Genomic DNA, 15174 nt, shown 5'->3' with positions numbered 1-15174 from the left:
GAAAAATGGAATGGAATATAAAGTTGAATTGAATAGTCTGGATAATTTCAGGGCTTGGTCAGGTGCACGCAATACACTAGCAACTGTCCGTGAACGGGGAGATATGGACAGACTAACCTCACTTGGTGAAGATATTTTTTCAGGAAGTATCCCCACAGAAACAGAAATCAATGATTGGCTTTGGTTTGATTCTGATGACATCTATCGATTCCTTGGCTATCATGATTTGGTAGAAGATGACGTATGAAGGTTGTAAAGAAAATTTACGAGGGAATCTCCTGCTTTCCTGATAAAAACGAATTCTGGAATCTCTACATTGTCCTAATGAAGGAAAAAGAGTTTTTTTTAGACGCTTTTGCACGGGAAACTGCTAACCTTGATTACCCCGCCTACTACCAACACGCTTATTTCACACTGGATGGTCAAGTGTTAGACTTCAATCAACACATGACGACACAACTTGTCACTCTTTTTAGACAGGTTATCTTAGAAAATCAAACAACATTTATGGAGGAACTGATAATGGCAACACAAAATACACTCGAAAAGAAAGTTAGAGCGGTCTCATTGGAGCTAGGAGAATTGATGAAAGCCCATGATGATAAAGAAGCTTGGAAAAAAGCAGGTGAATTGCACGGGCTTCTTAAAAAAGAAGAGGCAAAACAACTTCCTGAAGCGCTGGTTGAAAGTCTTCACGCTGAATTGCGGGGTTACTATTATGTTAATAGTGAACTTAATAAACTTCATAAACAACTTTACGCCAAAGGAAATAAATTGATTGAACTAGCCAATCAGTAAGGAGCACTTATGAATACAGTAAAACTTATCTATCATCACTTGAAAACTTATTTTGGAAACTTCACCAAACGCCCTAAAAAGAAAGGAAAACCCACATTAACCCTTGCCAATAAAAAAACAGTCAATCTTGCCGTTCTGTCAGGATTGGCTTTTATTTTGCTGGTGGGGCTACTAGGAGGCATTCGTGCGATGACAATGTCTAGTAAAGTCACCAATCTTGAAAAACTGATGGCTTCTAAGCAAGCTACTTCTTCTCCCTCTTCTGCTCCCCAAACAATAGATAATCGCCTGCAATATTATCTGAATGATTTTGTAGAGTGCTATTTCACTATTCCCGCGGATTCAGACGGTCAAACTAAACAAGCTAAGCAATTAAAGAGCTTCTACGGTTCAGAGCCTGATATTCAAGCACAAGGTCAAGTCAAAAATCCTAGCCAATTGAGCTGGTCACGCCTGCTAACGGTTACGGATAATGTGGCAACGTATGAAGTGCATTATAAACAGACTGTAAAAAATGGGGACAAGACAGAAGAAAAAGAATTGGTGATGGGGTTTAATATCCCTTATGCCAAAACAAAAACAGGCTACTACGTTACGGGCTTACCTTGGTTTTCAAGTTTATCGACCAATCAGGCAGATAAGAAAAGTACCGATACAGAGGTCAAACTCAATCAGTCAGATAGAATTTCAGAGAAAACAAAGAAGAAACTGGATAAGTTTCTCAATGTTTTCTTTACCAACTATACTACTGACCAAGACAACTTGGACTTAGTGGCTCACAATGTAACGGTTGTAAAAAATGCTACGTTTAAAACCTTAGATTTTAGTTACTACAAAGCCACCGATAAAGCAGTTATGGCCTATGTTCAAGTAACATTTGAAGTTGCAGGCTCGACACATGCTGAAAACTTCACCTTGACCTTATCAGAAAAAGGCAAGTCTTATTATGTGGAGAAAGTCAGCCATACAATCCCTGCTAATTACGCAAATACAAAAGAATAAAAGGAGAGTTTAATCAATGAGTTCATCTAATTTACAAACATGGTTACAAGGAGATGGCTTCTGGTTCATTACCTTTGGAGCGATTATTCTTATCATTCTAGCTTGGAGAAATAGCTCTTGGGGGCGTCTGTTTTCAACCCTTATTTTCTATACTGTTATTGCATCTTTAACAGGAGGTGGAAAACAGTTGCTCCATGTCCTTGGCTGGTTCCTCCGTCTCTTTGGAATTGAAACGGGGTTGTGATATGGAAGAAGAACGATTGTATGATTATGCTAGAGGGATAAACGCTCCCTACTGGATTCAAGAAGTTAAAACACAAAAAGGAAAACGCATTTGGTATTTTGCGACACCCATGCAACTTTCCTTTTTTGTGGTCTTTGCCCTCATCTTGATTTTGATGTTGACGGCGTTTAGCTCACTTCTTCTTCCGTTAAACAAATTAACGCATTCCATTTCATGTTATCTTTATTGGTATATCCCTTATAAACTCGCTAAGTTCTATACAGAATATGAACCACAAGGAAAGAAAATGCACGTTTTCTTATGGGATTACATCTGCTATCTTATAGATTTTCGTCTCAATCATAAAGCGATTTATCATGAAGATAGAATGAAAATGATGGATGAAGAAGAAATCGTTTTTGAAAAAACAGATTTATAAAGGAGGTCTAATGGTTTTAAAACTAGTCTATCCGATTCTTAAAACACAGGATAATATAGCTTTAACAACAGATAAAACGGTGATGAGTTTTTATCGTATTCCCAACACTCCCATCACCATTACTGATAAAGCTAAGAAACAAAAACACAAGCTGACAACTGCTCAGCTAATAAAAAAACTGGTTAAAAACAAGTCCTTTGAAGTCTCCTTGATTCCAAAGGACTATTTGCTAGAAGAAAAGATGAAAGACTTTTCTCATGCCTTGTCCCCCGATAGTCAAGCATTGGGGGAAGAACTGTTGCAGTATTCGACAGACAAATTGACACAAGAAATGGAAATTCCCTATCAGTTTGACTGGTTGATTGGTGTCAATCTTTTAAAAGATGACCAGAACACCACCGTTCAGGATATGGCGGTTGAGCGCTTCTCTGAAGTCTCTGAAATGATTGCTAATAGCATGGGCTTTCAATATGAGATTCCTGAAGATTGGGCGCAAGATTATCTGGTGAGTGAAACGACTATCTATCAAACCCTTTCTGCTCTTCGGGCACAACGTTTGACCAATGAAGAGCTCTTTTACTATCAACGCATGCAATACTTGCGCTATATCCCTCATCTAAAGCAAGAAGTCACCGCCAATCGGGCGCTCTTTAATGTGACAGATACCGTCTTAAGACCAATGGCAGGGGGCTTTATGAAGTTAGACAGCCCCTATAGCTCTTCTTTTCTCACCATACTTCCGATTGCTAAAACACCCATTATTTTTAATGGTTTTCATCTGGGAGAATTTACCCAACGCTTTAATTTCCCTGTAGAACTACGGATTAAAGCAGAATTTATCGAAAAGAACTCTTTAAAAGGACGAATGGCACGTTCTAATATTCGTTACCGCAACATTATGAATGAAGCCGAAAGTACTGATACCGTCCAACAAGATGAAATTATTCTGGGGGCAATGTCCCTCAAAGACTTGATGAAAAAGGTTGGTGGGAAAGAAGAAGTCATTGAATATGGAGCTTATCTCATTATTGCTGCTTCTAGCCTATCCCAATTACGACGTCGCCGTCAGGTAGTCTTAAGTTACTTTGAGGATATGCACGTAGAAGTGAGTGAAGCTAGTCATGATACGCCGTATCTCTTCCAGTCTCTCCTTTATGGTCAACCGCTTGAAAATAAGACCAGAACGTGGACACACTATGTCACTCCAAGAGGCTTTGCGGAGCTAATGCCGTTTACCAATACAGCTTCAGGAAACCATATTGGCTGGCATATTGGACGGGTGGATAATTGGACAGGTCGGTGGGAAAGTATTGAAAAGGCACAAGAAGCGTCTAAAAATATGGTGCTCTTTAATGCGACCGTTGGAAATAAAGAAGGGATTGCAGGAAAACTCACAAAGAATCCACATATCCTGATTACTGGCGCAACGGGTGAAGGAAAATCCTTTTTGGCAGAACTTATCTTTCTTCTAACCTCTCTTCAAGATGTGAAATGCTTGTATGTTGACCCGAAACGCTCTATCCGGAAACACTTTGAAGCAATTGCTCATCACCCAGACTTTGAAAAACGATTCCCACTTTTTGCTGAACATATCAAACAGATAAACTTTGTCACTTTGGATAGTAAGGTGAAATCCAATCATGGAGCTCTTGACCCAATTGTCATGTTGGATAAAGATGACGCTGTTTCGGTTTCAAAAAATATGCTCAATTATCTTATTTTCTCTAACAAGCGAATGAAGGTCACAATGAAGCAAATGACCGCTATTTCTAGAGCGATTAACAAAGTGGTAGCTCAAAGACAAGCGGGAGAAACCGTTGGGTTAAAACACGTCCTCAAAGAGCTCACCAATAATCCAGATGGCACTATCTTTGAAGTAGGAGACTATCTAACATCTATTGTAGAAAATTCCATTTTGGAATTGGCTTTTTCAGACGGTAACGTAGAAGGATTGTCTTATGATAAACGAGTGACTGTTTTAGAAGTAGCAGACTTATCCTTACCAGATAGTAAAGATAATCAACAAGATGTCACCCCAGACGATAAAGAAATCAATTCTACGGCTCTGATGTTTGCCTTGGGAGCTTTCTGTACACGCTTTGGAGAACTCAATCGTTATGAAGATACGATTGAATTTTTTGATGAAGCGTGGGTTCTAATGAAGTCGGCAGAAGGACGAGCTGTTATCCAATCCATGCGCCGTGTTGGACGCTTCTTTAACAATGTCCTTTGTCTGATTACCCAATCCGTCCATGACGCTGAAGGAGATGATGATACCACAGGTTTTGGGACACTCTTTGCCTTTAGAGAAGACAATGAACTTTCTGATATTTTAGAACACGTTGGACTAACGGACAATGAAGAAAATCTGGAATGGATTAAAAATATGATTTCAGGTCAATGCCTCTATAAAGATGTTTACGGCAATCTCAATATGATTTCCATTTATAACATTTTTGATAGTATTGACCCACTTCTAAAACCAATGAAAACTACTGTTTCTTCCAATCTTGAAAATAAATACGCATCTTAAGGAGGTGAGCTTGTGCAAGAAGCATTTGAAAAATTAAAAGGCATGGATATTTTTTCTTTAAAATCTTATACAGTACAAACTGGATTTTTGGATATTAGCGGAATCTGGGTGATGTTCAACGAAATCTTTGTCAACTTTCCCTTTTTCCTTCTTAACCTCATTGTTGGTTTCTTCTCCTTGATGATTCGGATTTTAGAAAATGTCCGTCTTTACGACACTTACAAGCAATACGTCTTCAATGGGGCTCAATCCATTTGGCGTGGCTTTACAGGAGCTACTTCTGGTGTGGCTCAGTCATCATTAGTCTTTCTGATTCTCCTTTGCCTAGCTTTTTATCTTTTTTATCAGTTCCTCATTTCTAAAGGCAATTTCTCTCAAAGATTGCTTCATGTCCTTCTGGTTCTCTTTTTAGGCTTTGGTTGGTTTGGGACAGTTGCTGGAACTTCTGGTGGATTGTATCTGCTCAATACAGTAGACAATGTCGCTAGTACTACGATTCATCACATTTCTAATGTCTCTGTCTCCTACGGAAAAAATCAGTCTTTAAAAATAGGGTCTTCCGTAGCTGATTCTTATATCGCAGAAACCTCTTATAAAGCCTATCTCTTTGTCAATACAGGACAAGAAAACGGGAAATACAAAGACCGTCAAACAGGAAAAGAAGAACCGTTTGAGGATTCAAAAGTTCTAGGAAGCTTGGATAAATCAGGCAAGTTTAAAGCCGTTTCTACCGCAGATAGAAATGATTACTTAAAAATGGGAGACGGAGCTAACGATGATAAAGAGAAAAACCGTTGGGTATCAGCCATTCCTGACTATATCCCTGTCAAGTTCTTCTATATCCTTTTTAAAATGGTAGAAGCAATTGTCATCGCCATTCCTATTGTCTTAATTCAGTTGCTCAATGTCCTTGCACAAGCCCTTGTCCTTATCATGATTCTTCTTTTTCCTATTGCCCTTTTGGTTTCCTTTATTCCCAAAATGCAAGATATTCTTTTTGGAGTTTTTAAGGTCATGTTTGGTGGTCTTGCTTTCCCAGCCATTACAAGCCTGTTAACTTTGGCTTTACTTTACCTTGAAAAAATCATTGAAAACTTAGTAAGTAGTGGCTTTGATAAGGTTATTGGAGATTTTTCTTCCTTGTCTACTTTTAGCGCTCTCTTTGAACTAATCGTCTCTGTTTGTGCTAAAGGAGTGATTTATTGGTTGCTTTGGAAATACAAAGGAGAATTGATTGAATTGTTACTCGGTTCACGAGCAAAGATTACGTTTGATGAGATAGATACCAAAGTCAAAGAAACCGTGACAAATGGACAGGAAACTATGAAGCAGCTACCTACAAAAGCCACTAACGCCTTTGAAATGGCTCAAACATCTGGAAACTTTTTCCTTGCTGGAGCGGGATTTGGAGCGGGACTATTCATGAATGCTGGTAAACAGATGAAAACTCTTTTTTCAAATCCCCATCCGACTTCAGAAAAAACAGAAAGTTCAACACCTTCAGAAAATGACGAGGAGGAAACACCCGCTACTTCTTCCTTTGAAGAAACAGGCGTTCCCGACGAGGTAACAACACCATTTCAAGAGCCAGATATGCCAATGGAGACTTTTGAATCTGCTATTCAGGAAGAAGACACAAGCGTTCAACCTTTTGACACAGAACCTTCTCCGCTAATGGATACAAAGCAAAGCAGAGAACAGAAAGAGTTTGAAGAGCGCCGTCAAAATCGCCTCTCTTGGAGACAAAAACATCACATCAATAAACTTGAAAAGGAATTAGAACCTTATAAAGATGATGAAGCATTATACCAAGCGCAAGGTTCAAATGCCTTTATCAGGAACTATCGTAAAACCTTGCCAAAAGACGATAAATTAAAAGTCAATATCAACCGTAAACATCAGATAATAGAGGAATTAGCACGATTGAGAGGAGGAAAGGAATGATGAATACACGCATTTATTCTAAAAGAGGTTTTGAACAGACGGTGAACAATGCGGTTGCCCTTGCCTATGGAAGGAGAAAGCCTTCTATTGACTTTCTCCTTTTATTTTCAGTAAAAGAGGCTGAGAAAGAGCAACTGTTAGCAACTATTAAAGAAAATCCTCTCATTTTAACGGCTCAATGGCGATTTGAAACAGTAATGATGACAGTCTATGTGAAGACTTAGGAGGAAAGATGAAGAAAAGATTAGTAATCGTCAGTAGTTTAAGTATTCTCCTTTTACCTTTATTCTTGGTTGTCATTATCATAGGAGCTTTTGCGGGTAGTGCATCTTCTAATGGACAAGCCAAAGGATTACAAACGAAACTAACCGCTAAAGAGGTGGCTCAAAAAGCTAATATTTCAGAAGAACGAGCTAGTGATGTCATCAAAATTCTCAACTATGAACTCTCACAAGAACAATTTACTATCGCAGGAGCTTCTGGAAGTTTAGCGGTTGCAGAGCGCGAAAGTGGCTTTGACCCTAAAGCCGTCAATACAGGTGGTGGCGTAGCTGGTTATTTCCAATGGTCGGGTTGGTCTTCTACTATCAATGGCAATCGCTGGTCAAAGGCAAAACAAAAGAAATTAGATTCTGATATTGAACTAGACCTCTTGTCTACAGAGCTAAACGGCTCTTATAGCAAAGTCAAAACAGAAATGCAAAAAGCGACTGACCCTGAAGAGGCAGCCCTTTATTGGTCAGAACATTATGAAGGGGTCGCTTTATCAGACGGTCAAACCAAAGCTAGTGACCTGAAGAAGAATGCGAGAAAATGGTATAACCTCTTCAAAGACACTTTAACAGGTGATACAACTAATGCCAAAACACGATACGGTGGAGGCGTAACTTCTGATGGAGTGCCTGCTGGATATAGCCTTACAAAGGCAATCAACACTTCTAACTATACTTCTGCAACTTATCCTTGGGGACAATGTACGTGGTTTGTCTATAATCGAGCCAAAGAGGTAGGCGTTAACTTTGACCCTTATATGGGCAATGGTGGGGATTGGAAGCAGAAAGCAGGCTACCAAACCACACATACACCAACTGAACATAGCGCTCTTAGCTTCTCTCCTGGACAAGCTGGCGCAGACCCAACTTACGGACACATTGCGTTTGTGGAGCAGGTCAAATCAGACGGGTCTATTCTCATTTCAGAAGCCAACGCCAAAGGACTTGGAGTTGTTTCTTACCGCACATTTGATAAAGCAACAGCTAACCAATTTACATACGTGATTGGGAAGTAAAAATTTGACAAAAAACTACATTTGTCGTACAATTGAAGCACAAAAGAGGTGATTGTATGACTAAAAAAATGTTTCAAAAGCGAGTAGATTCAGAATTACTAGATGAAGTATCGGTACTATACAAATCCTTAGGAACTTCTGTAGGTGACGCTTTCGTGATGTTCTTACAAAAATCAAAGGAGGTGAATGGATTGCCATTTGATTTAAGAAAACAAGTCCATGCTATTTCTGATAATCCTTTAGAAAGACTAGCTTTGGCAAACTCAAATGTTATCAAAGTGACTGCTTCTAATCCAGAAGCAATCGCAGATTTCTTTGATGAAGACTATCCAGAATACGAGGAAAGACATGGACAACTATAACCCATATGATATTCTGGTAGCAACTATCGCTTTTAGTGATGGGACAGGAGCTAAAAGACGTCCTGCTCTAGTCATTGCAAATAATGAAGAAGTTATCAGAACCTACCGTATCACTAGTCAGTATTCCCGTAAATCATCTTATATCCGTTCAAAATACTTTGAAATAAAAGAATGGGAAGAGGCAGGATTAGTGAAACCATCTTGGATTGATACCGTTCAACTTTATGATTTAGACGTAGAACTTGTTCAAGTTCGCTTAATCGGAAAGTTAACAGAAAATGACCAACAGAGATTTGAAAAATTTTTAAGAGAAAATTAAGATTATACGATTATATTATAAATAATCCTAAAACTTTTCTTTTTCATAATCTCCTTAAGGTAAGGGCTTTATAGCTCTTGCTTTTTTTATTGCCTAAAAGGGGGGAAAACTATGCAAGTTATTTTACCAGAAGAACAAACAAAAGAAATTCAACTTTTTGTTGCAAATCTTATTAAAAATGAGATTGAAACCGTTAAAGAAGATTCAGGACAAATTAGTCCTTTTTTAAATAAAAAGCAGACCTGTCAGTATCTGGGAATTTCAAATAACACGCTGGATATCTGGATAAGAAAGGGAATGCCACATATTCGGATTGGAAAAACAATTCGATTTGATAAAGATAGTATCCGTAGATGGATGATACAACTGGAAAATCACTTTTGATTTCATTATAATAAAGTCAGGGTAATTTTCTAGCTCAGTAAAAAGGAGATTACTATGACAATTACAAAAACTTCAAATGGTTCTTATCGTTTAAAACTCTATGTTCCAACAGAAGCTAGACCTTCTTTGGGAATTTCAGGACATTACTACGATAAGCGTTTTAAAACAAAAAAGGAGGCTAAAGAAGCTGAATTACAAATTTTAATAGATATTAACACTATCCAAAAAGGGGGTGCATTACCACATCAAGCAATCAATGGCGATATTCTCTTCAAAGATTTTTATCATAATGTCTGGTGGGAAGCCTATAAAGCAGGTCAAACGACTTCAACAAATAAACCACCCACTCTTCCAACAGTTAACAATACAGAAACTGTTTTTAGATTACATATTTTACCAATATTTGGAAATTATTCCATTAAATTTTTAAATCAGAATAAAACGGTTGTTTTAAATTTGATGACTGCTAAAGCAAATGAATATGCCAATTTCAAGGTCATACGTAGTTATGTTAATTCTATTTTTGACTGGGCAGAGGAATTAGAATATATTGAAATGAATCGCCTATCTAAAACAATCAGTCGTATTAAGGCTACTAAAAAAATCAAATTACAAGAAGCTAAGCGTGATGAAGATTTATACCTTACTTTAAGTGAGTTACGGGAATGGTTTGAAATGTTCCAAGAGGACCTAGAAAACAAAAAATTGTCGCTTAAAGACTATGTTTTATTTTTTACAACTTTTATCTTAAACGACCGTAAATCGGAAAGCTATGCTTTACAGTGGAAACATATCTCCTTAGATATATCTGAAATTGGTTTAATTCAAGCCTTGGATAAATATAAGAAGCCTAAGTCTACTAAAGGAGAAAAGAAAACAATTTTTACTATTCCTCAAGAGTTAACTGTTCTCTTATATCAATGGAAAATTCAACAAAAAGCAGAATTAGCAAAATTTGGTATCATTCAAACTCCAGAACAATATGTCTTTACTTATATTGACACTAAAGGCAATGTGAATAGCCCTCTGCATGCAGATTACCTTAATAACAAGATGAAATCTGTAGAACGTCGCCATAAAAATCTTAGACATGCCACTCCTCACATGTTAAGGCATACTGGTGCTACTTTAGCTAAGAAGGCAGGAATGTCTCTGGAATCCATTTCAGAAGCTTTGACACATAGTGATTTGAGTACAACAAAGATTTATGTTAATACTTCAAATGTTGTTCCACTTAGTGCTGGCGAAACTGCTTACAGAGAGCTCAAAAATAAATAAGGTAAAAATAAGGTGAATTTTGAGGTGAGTTTTTCAAAAAGTGCACGAAAAAACACCCAATGAGGTAAACATTGAGTGTCTGTAATCGTTGCTGTAAAGCTGTTCTTAACGTTTTGAGAACTGACTAGCTTTACGTGCTTTCTTAAGACCTGGTTTCTTACGTTCTACCATACGGGCATCACGTGTAAGGAGACCAGCGCGTTTGAGTGAGTCGCGGAAGTCTGGGTCTACTTGGAGGAGGGCACGGGCGATACCGTGACGGATAGCTCCTGCTTGACCAGCGTAGCCACCACCGAGAACGTTTACGAGAACATCGTATTGACCAACAGTTGAAGTAACTGCGAATGGTTGGTTGATGACAAGGCGAAGATCCGCATGTGGGATATATTCTTCAACATCTTTTTTGTTTACAGTAATTTTACCAGTTCCTGGAACAAGGCGAACGCGTGCAACAGCGTTTTTACGGCGTCCAGTACCTGCATATTGTGCTTGTGACATAGCTTATTTGTTCCTTTCCTTAGATAAGTCCTGAAATATCAAGAACTTCTGGTTGTTGTGCAGCGTGAGTGTGTTCAGCGCCTACGAATACTTTCAACTTCATACCTTGAGCACGGCCAAGAGTATTGTGTGGAAGCATACCTTTAACTGATTTCTCAATCAAACGAACAGCATTTTTAGAACGAAGTTCACCAGCAGTGATTGATTTCAATCCACCTGGATACATTGAGTGTGTATAGTAGACTTTATCAGTTGCTTTTTTACCAGTTAATTTTATTTTTTCAGCATTGATAACGATCACAAAGTCACCTGTATCAGTGTGAGGTGTGAAAGTTGGTTTATTTTTTCCACGAAGTACGCTTGCTACAACGGCAGAAAGGCGTCCAAGAGGTACATCAGTAGCATCTACCACGTACCATTTACGTTCAACTTCACCTGGCTTAGCCATGTATGTTGTTTTGTTCATGATTTCTCCTATATGAATATCGTTTTTGTTTACAAGGCGGATGTTCCGGTCCGCAAGTTATTTGGAAGGTTCCGGGGCCCTACAAATGGGGTAAACAATACCGTTTACTATCATACCAAATTTTAGGGGTAAAAGTCAATATATTTGATAAATTATTTATGAAAGAACGGTTTCATTTCGCTTAATCTTGATTTTCATGGGCAATACTAAATAATCCTAAGGTCCCAGGGCCTGTATGAGTGGAAATGACTGGTCCTAATGGTAAAATTAAAACTTCATTGACCTGTTCGGAGGCAAGAAGCTGATCTTTGAGAGTTTGTGCCACTTCTTGACTGTCTAATCCTGCATAGGCAATTACCACGCGTGGATCGGAAATGCCTTCCAAGGTCATGCGCACCACTTCAGCATGAGCCTTTTTCTTCCCACGGACTTTAGCCACAGAATCCAGCCTACCATCGGATTTCACAGCAATAATCGGCTTAATATTGACTAAACTTCCCATGAGAGCTGCGGTCTTTGAAATTCGTCCGCCCCGCATGAGGTGATTTAGGTCATCTACTAGAAAATACGTTTTCACTTTTGGCACTAAAGATTTTATTAAGGCTACTACTTGTTCCAAACTTTGACCGGCAGCTTTCGCTTCCACCGCTTTCATCACCAGAATACCTTCTCCCATAGATGCCGCCTTGGTATCAATAATCCGGATAACCGCTTCTGGAAAATCTTCCAAAACCATATCCCGTGCCATAACCGCACTCTGATAAGTTCCTGACAAGACTGAAGCAAACGCAATATAAAGAACTGGCATACCAATTTCAGCGTAACCACGAAATATATCTTCAAACTGACCGACATTGATTTGGCTGGTTGTTGGTTGACTCCCTGCTTCCATTTTAGAGAGGAGCTGCTCACTCGTTAGCTTCTTCTCTCCGACTGTTTCATAAGTTATTCCGTCCAACTGAATAGTCAAACCAAGGATTTGAACATCATTTTCCAAAGCCCAGCTTTCTGGAAGGTCTGCGGTTGAATCCGTTAAAATTTTAAAAGTCATCTTTCTTTTTCTCCATCATTTTCTGTAAATCGCGCAAGGTTGGATTGTCCATAGGACGCAAAGGTGGTTTTCCCATTTGAAGCTGTTGGCTCATTTGATTCAGATCCGACTTTGTAACAGCTACTCGCTTTTCTAGTTCACGAGCCGATACACGTAAAGCCCCTTGTGCGAAGACAGTCCATTGCTCATTTAAGTCGCTCGTTGCCACAGATACTTGATTTATAGGGTTGTTGAGTTCAGCTGCCAAACGCTCAATGTAATCGTCTGCTGTTTCTTCTTCCTCAGTGAACACAACCGTAACATTGAATTCATCATAAGTCTGGCGAATTCCCGGCATATACTGAGCATCAAAAACACAGATAATTTCTAGCTTTTCAAAACTAGCATAATTGCTGAGTCTGTTGAGCAGAATAGTTCGTGCTGCGTCTAATTCCCCTTTGTTAAAGAGAGAACGAGTCTCCTGCCAAAATGCTACCATATTGTAGCCATCTACTAATAAAATTTTCCGTTTCATAGGCGATTTCTAAATACTTCATACATGAGAATAGCCGCCGCCACACTAGCGTTAAGGCTCTGCACATGTCCATTCATAGGAATGGTAATCATTTCATCAACTTGCTTTTTAATATTAGCAGAAATGCCCTTGCCTTCATTGCCGATAATCAGAGCCAGTTTACCTGCCGTATTCCACTTAGTCGAAGGGGTGCCATTCATATCTGTGCCAAAAATCCAAAAACCTGCATGTTTTAGTTTATCCAGAGCTTGGCTGAGATTAGTCACACGAGCAATGGGAATATGCTCCACCGCACCAGTAGAGGTCTTTGCGACGACCGGCGTAACACCAACCGCCCGATGCTTAGGAATAATGACGCCTGTAACATTTGTCGCGTCAGCTGTCCGCAGAATCGAGCCCAAATTATGTGGGTCTGTTAGACCATCTAAAATGAGCAGCAGAGGATTCTCTTCTCGCTCCGCCATTTTCAACATCGCTTCAAAGTCTGTATAGGCAAATTCTGAAACACGCAAGACAAAACCTTGATGAACGGCACCGTCTGTCATTTCTTGCAGTGTTTTTTTGCTTGTCCAAGAAATAGAAACCTTTTTTTCTGCTGCCAAATCTTTCATCTTAGCAACATTTTTCCCACGTAGGTCATCTTGAATATAGAGTTTATTCCCAGTATTGGCCATGAGAGCTTCCGTCACAGCATGTACACCGTAGACAATATCGTTATTTTCCATAACTTTAGTATAACATAAATTTTAAAATGCTTCTTCTTATTTATAAATCACCTTATAGTTAACTTCTATAAAAAAACGCAGGAGTCTTGCATAAAACAAGGCATCCTGCATTTTCTTATTAATTTATTCTAGAGGCGTTGTAAATTAGTAAACTGTCTTTTCTGTTTCTGGATCAAAGAAGTGTGCTTTGTTCAAGTCAAAGCCAAGGTCAATGCCTGCTCCAGCTTTGAGGTAATCGCGAGCATCTACTTTGGCAATAAATTCATTGTCTGCAACTTGGCAATACAAGTGGGATTCAGAGCCAAGTAATTCAGATACAGAGATTTTAGCATGAACTACTGAATCTGGGAATGTTTCAAGGAAAGCACCTTCTGTATTGATGTCTTCTGGACGAATACCAAAGATGAGTTTCTTGCCTTCATATCCTTTTTCACGAAGTACCTTCAAGGCACCTTCTGGTACTTTCAAAGAAAGGTCTTGTGCGACGATTTCATCACCTTTCAAGGTAACATTTATGAAGTTCATAGCTGGGCTTCCGATGAAGCCTGCGACAAATTTATTGACTGGATTTTTGTAAACTTCTTGTGGGGTACCGATTTGTTCTACACGTCCGATTGTACCTGTACCTGAAGGGTTTTTCGTTGCAGACATGATAACGATACGGTCAGCCAAGGTCATCGCTTCTGTTTGGTCGTGAGTAACATAGATAGTTGTTGCTCCGATACGACGGTGAATTTTAGCGATTTCTGCACGCATGGATACCCGCAATTTCGCATCCAAGTTAGAAAGTGGTTCGTCCATAAGGAATACCTTTGCATCACGGACAATGGCACGTCCCATGGCTACACGTTGACGTTGACCACCTGAAAGGTCAGCTGGTTTACGATCCAAGAATTCTTTCAAACCAAGAATATCCGCTGCTTCATTTACACGTTTTTCAATATCATCCTTGCTGTATTTACGAAGTTTCAAACCAAAAGCCATATTGTCATGCACGGTCATGTGTGGATACAAAGCATAGTTCTGGAAAACCATAGCAATATCACGGTCTTTTGGTGCCACATCGTTCACCACGCGTCCGTCAATTGAACATTCACCTTCCGTGATGTCTTCAAGACCAGCAATCATACGAAGCGTAGTAGATTTCCCACATCCTGAAGGACCTACGAAAACGATAAATTCTTTATCTTTAATATTCAAGTTGAAATCTTCTACAGAGTAGTGTTCGCTGTTTGGATATTTTTTGTAAATGTTTTTTAAATTTAATTCTACCATAAAATGGAACTCCTTTGATGTTATGATTTTATTATATATGAAAACGCTTCATTATCCTATGGCAAAGTGAACAAA

The 15174-nt window shown here is 38.9% G+C and carries 19 protein-coding genes; 13 read left to right on the top strand and 6 right to left on the bottom strand.

The features are described from left to right. Positions 1 to 10: 10 nt before the first annotated feature. The 13 genes from HMPREF2984_RS06710 (at position 11) to xerC (ending at position 10570) form a co-directional block, all read left to right on the top strand. Positions 11 to 247, top strand: coding sequence for a hypothetical protein (locus HMPREF2984_RS06710; RefSeq protein ID WP_000456039.1), 237 nt, complete (start codon positions 11 to 13; stop codon positions 245 to 247). Further along, positions 244 to 798 carry a conjugal transfer protein gene (locus HMPREF2984_RS06705; RefSeq protein WP_070670847.1) on the top strand — a complete coding sequence of 185 codons (555 nt, stop codon included), beginning with the start codon at positions 244 to 246 and terminating at the stop codon, positions 796 to 798. Before HMPREF2984_RS06710 ends, HMPREF2984_RS06705 begins: the two co-directional genes overlap by 4 nt. Before the next feature lie 9 nt (positions 799 to 807). Then, on the top strand, positions 808 to 1800 hold the full coding sequence (locus tag HMPREF2984_RS06700) for a conjugal transfer protein (protein ID WP_070670845.1): 993 nt from the start codon (positions 808 to 810) through the stop codon (positions 1798 to 1800). Positions 1801 to 1816: 16 nt separating this feature from the next. After that, complete coding sequence (locus tag HMPREF2984_RS06695; protein WP_002271001.1) at positions 1817 to 2044, top strand: hypothetical protein; 228 nt, start codon at positions 1817 to 1819, stop codon at positions 2042 to 2044. 1 nt (position 2045) lies between these two features. Then, a complete protein-coding gene (locus tag HMPREF2984_RS06690; protein ID WP_049533172.1) occupies positions 2046 to 2462 on the top strand; it encodes a conjugal transfer protein in 417 nt (138 codons plus the stop codon). 10 nt (positions 2463 to 2472) lie between these two features. Then, the gene (locus HMPREF2984_RS06685) at positions 2473 to 4995 is read left to right on the top strand and encodes an ATP-binding protein (protein WP_049533173.1); all 2523 of its coding nucleotides are present in this window, start codon (positions 2473 to 2475) and stop codon (positions 4993 to 4995) included. Between the two features lie 12 nt (positions 4996 to 5007). Beyond that, the gene (locus HMPREF2984_RS06680; RefSeq protein ID WP_049533174.1) at positions 5008 to 6939 is read left to right on the top strand and encodes a hypothetical protein; all 1932 of its coding nucleotides are present in this window, start codon (positions 5008 to 5010) and stop codon (positions 6937 to 6939) included. Then, the gene (locus HMPREF2984_RS06675; protein WP_070670843.1) at positions 6936 to 7163 is read left to right on the top strand and encodes a hypothetical protein; all 228 of its coding nucleotides are present in this window, start codon (positions 6936 to 6938) and stop codon (positions 7161 to 7163) included. Before HMPREF2984_RS06680 ends, HMPREF2984_RS06675 begins: the two co-directional genes overlap by 4 nt. 8 nt (positions 7164 to 7171) lie before the next feature. Next, positions 7172 to 8227, top strand: coding sequence for a phage tail tip lysozyme (locus HMPREF2984_RS06670; protein WP_070670842.1), 1056 nt, complete (start codon positions 7172 to 7174; stop codon positions 8225 to 8227). Positions 8228 to 8283: 56 nt separating this feature from the next. Next, a complete protein-coding gene (locus HMPREF2984_RS06665) occupies positions 8284 to 8589 on the top strand; it encodes a hypothetical protein (protein ID WP_000162871.1) in 306 nt (101 codons plus the stop codon). Next, positions 8576 to 8908, top strand: a complete 333-nt coding sequence (locus HMPREF2984_RS06660; RefSeq protein ID WP_002299685.1) for a type II toxin-antitoxin system PemK/MazF family toxin — start codon at positions 8576 to 8578, stop codon at positions 8906 to 8908. The genes HMPREF2984_RS06665 and HMPREF2984_RS06660 overlap by 14 nt, the downstream gene beginning before the upstream one ends. A gap of 111 nt (positions 8909 to 9019) precedes the next feature. After that, a complete protein-coding gene (locus HMPREF2984_RS06655) occupies positions 9020 to 9292 on the top strand; it encodes a helix-turn-helix domain-containing protein (RefSeq protein ID WP_004224179.1) in 273 nt (90 codons plus the stop codon). A 54-nt stretch (positions 9293 to 9346) separates the two neighbouring features. Further along, the gene (gene xerC, locus HMPREF2984_RS06650; protein ID WP_062201041.1) at positions 9347 to 10570 is read left to right on the top strand and encodes a site-specific integrase; all 1224 of its coding nucleotides are present in this window, start codon (positions 9347 to 9349) and stop codon (positions 10568 to 10570) included. A 105-nt stretch (positions 10571 to 10675) separates the two neighbouring features. Here the strand turns inward: xerC and rpsI are convergent, their stop codons facing one another. The 6 genes from rpsI to HMPREF2984_RS06620 form a co-directional block, all read right to left on the bottom strand. Then, entirely contained in the window at positions 10676 to 11068 is a 393-nt protein-coding gene (rpsI, locus tag HMPREF2984_RS06645) for a 30S ribosomal protein S9 (protein ID WP_003035124.1), read from the bottom strand. A gap of 19 nt (positions 11069 to 11087) precedes the next feature. Continuing rightward, positions 11088 to 11534, bottom strand: a complete 447-nt coding sequence (gene rplM, locus HMPREF2984_RS06640; RefSeq protein WP_003039862.1) for a 50S ribosomal protein L13 — start codon at positions 11532 to 11534, stop codon at positions 11088 to 11090. A gap of 181 nt (positions 11535 to 11715) precedes the next feature. Further along, positions 11716 to 12585, bottom strand: coding sequence for a DegV family protein (locus HMPREF2984_RS06635; RefSeq protein WP_049533177.1), 870 nt, complete (start codon positions 12583 to 12585; stop codon positions 11716 to 11718). Beyond that, positions 12575 to 13099 (bottom strand): NYN domain-containing protein, encoded by a 525-nt coding sequence (locus HMPREF2984_RS06630; RefSeq protein WP_004224185.1) that lies wholly within the window; start codon positions 13097 to 13099, stop codon positions 12575 to 12577. Before HMPREF2984_RS06630 ends, HMPREF2984_RS06635 begins: the two co-directional genes overlap by 11 nt. After that, positions 13096 to 13824, bottom strand: coding sequence for a 23S rRNA (guanosine(2251)-2'-O)-methyltransferase RlmB (gene rlmB / locus HMPREF2984_RS06625; RefSeq protein WP_022525159.1), 729 nt, complete (start codon positions 13822 to 13824; stop codon positions 13096 to 13098). Before rlmB ends, HMPREF2984_RS06630 begins: the two co-directional genes overlap by 4 nt. Positions 13825 to 13968: 144 nt before the next feature. Beyond that, entirely contained in the window at positions 13969 to 15099 is a 1131-nt protein-coding gene (locus tag HMPREF2984_RS06620) for an ABC transporter ATP-binding protein (protein WP_022525160.1), read from the bottom strand. Positions 15100 to 15174: the final 75 nt, after the last annotated feature.

It is taken from the genome of Streptococcus sp. HMSC066E07, assembly GCF_001814695.1.
GTDB classification, from domain to species: domain Bacteria; phylum Bacillota; class Bacilli; order Lactobacillales; family Streptococcaceae; genus Streptococcus; species Streptococcus hominis.
The sequence above is the reverse complement of the archived record's forward strand: the minus strand, read 5'-3'. Positions and strand labels throughout refer to the sequence as shown.

What these genes read in the sequence shown, in the direction of transcription:
- HMPREF2984_RS06710 (WP_000456039.1), top strand. Translation starts at nt 11, where the DNA reads ATGGAATATAAAGTTGAATTGAATAGTCTGGATAATTTCAGGGCTTGG.
- HMPREF2984_RS06705 (WP_070670847.1), top strand. Translation starts at nt 244, where the DNA reads ATGAAGGTTGTAAAGAAAATTTACGAGGGAATCTCCTGCTTTCCTGAT.
- HMPREF2984_RS06700 (WP_070670845.1), top strand. Translation starts at nt 808, where the DNA reads ATGAATACAGTAAAACTTATCTATCATCACTTGAAAACTTATTTTGGA.
- HMPREF2984_RS06695 (WP_002271001.1), top strand. Translation starts at nt 1,817, where the DNA reads ATGAGTTCATCTAATTTACAAACATGGTTACAAGGAGATGGCTTCTGG.
- HMPREF2984_RS06690 (WP_049533172.1), top strand. Translation starts at nt 2,046, where the DNA reads ATGGAAGAAGAACGATTGTATGATTATGCTAGAGGGATAAACGCTCCC.
- HMPREF2984_RS06685 (WP_049533173.1), top strand. Translation starts at nt 2,473, where the DNA reads ATGGTTTTAAAACTAGTCTATCCGATTCTTAAAACACAGGATAATATA.
- HMPREF2984_RS06675 (WP_070670843.1), top strand. Translation starts at nt 6,936, where the DNA reads ATGATGAATACACGCATTTATTCTAAAAGAGGTTTTGAACAGACGGTG.
- HMPREF2984_RS06670 (WP_070670842.1), top strand. Translation starts at nt 7,172, where the DNA reads ATGAAGAAAAGATTAGTAATCGTCAGTAGTTTAAGTATTCTCCTTTTA.
- HMPREF2984_RS06665 (WP_000162871.1), top strand. Translation starts at nt 8,284, where the DNA reads ATGACTAAAAAAATGTTTCAAAAGCGAGTAGATTCAGAATTACTAGAT.
- HMPREF2984_RS06660 (WP_002299685.1), top strand. Translation starts at nt 8,576, where the DNA reads ATGGACAACTATAACCCATATGATATTCTGGTAGCAACTATCGCTTTT.
- HMPREF2984_RS06655 (WP_004224179.1), top strand. Translation starts at nt 9,020, where the DNA reads ATGCAAGTTATTTTACCAGAAGAACAAACAAAAGAAATTCAACTTTTT.
- xerC (WP_062201041.1), top strand. Translation starts at nt 9,347, where the DNA reads ATGACAATTACAAAAACTTCAAATGGTTCTTATCGTTTAAAACTCTAT.
- rpsI (WP_003035124.1), bottom strand. Translation starts at nt 11,068, where the DNA reads ATGTCACAAGCACAATATGCAGGTACTGGACGCCGTAAAAACGCTGTT.
- rplM (WP_003039862.1), bottom strand. Translation starts at nt 11,534, where the DNA reads ATGAACAAAACAACATACATGGCTAAGCCAGGTGAAGTTGAACGTAAA.
- HMPREF2984_RS06635 (WP_049533177.1), bottom strand. Translation starts at nt 12,585, where the DNA reads ATGACTTTTAAAATTTTAACGGATTCAACCGCAGACCTTCCAGAAAGC.
- HMPREF2984_RS06630 (WP_004224185.1), bottom strand. Translation starts at nt 13,099, where the DNA reads ATGAAACGGAAAATTTTATTAGTAGATGGCTACAATATGGTAGCATTT.
- rlmB (WP_022525159.1), bottom strand. Translation starts at nt 13,824, where the DNA reads ATGGAAAATAACGATATTGTCTACGGTGTACATGCTGTGACGGAAGCT.
- HMPREF2984_RS06620 (WP_022525160.1), bottom strand. Translation starts at nt 15,099, where the DNA reads ATGGTAGAATTAAATTTAAAAAACATTTACAAAAAATATCCAAACAGC.